This is a genomic window from Cellulomonas sp. P4_H12 (genome assembly GCF_056400905.1).
In genome coordinates, this window is the sequence record NZ_JBFUKJ010000130.1 from 1 (window position 1) to 555 (window position 555).

A 555-nucleotide genomic window follows, 5' to 3' on the forward strand; every position below is an offset into this window, starting at 1 on the left:
GCTGGAGGCGTTCTGGGCGGTCGGCTGGATCCTGGCCGCCCTGATCGGCTTCTACGTGGTGCCGCTCGGCGACGACGGCTGGCGGTGGGCGCTGGCGGTGGGGGTGGTGCCCACCGCGTACGCGGTGGTGGTCCGGCTCGGCCTCCCCGAGTCGGTCCGCTTCCTCGAACGGCGCGGCCGCCACGCCGAGGCGGAGGCCGCGGTCCGGTCCTTCGAGGAGTCGCCCCCGATCGGGCGGGCGGTCCTGACGCCCGAGCCCGAGCCTGTGCCCCGGGCGCCGGCAGAGGCCCGCGTCGACGGCGCCGCCGAGTCTCTCTGGTCGCCCCGGCTGCGCAGGCGCACGGGGGCGCTGTGGACCGTCTGGTTCTGCATCAACCTGTCCTACTACGGCGCGTTCATCTGGCTGCCCAGCCTGCTGGTCGAGCAGGGTTTCGACCTGGTGAAGTCGTTCCAGTACACGCTCGTGATCACCCTCGCCCAGCTGCCCGGTTATGCGGTCGCGGCCTGGCTGATCGAGGCGTGGGGGCGCCGCGGCACCCTGGCGCTGTTCCTGGT

General features: G+C 73.5%; 1 protein-coding gene. It reads left to right on the forward strand.

Translation table 11 applies throughout. From position 1 onward, the window contains the following. Positions 1-555: MFS transporter (locus AC1DQC_RS20155; RefSeq protein ID WP_477052999.1), on the forward strand; the 555-nt coding region annotated here is incomplete at both ends.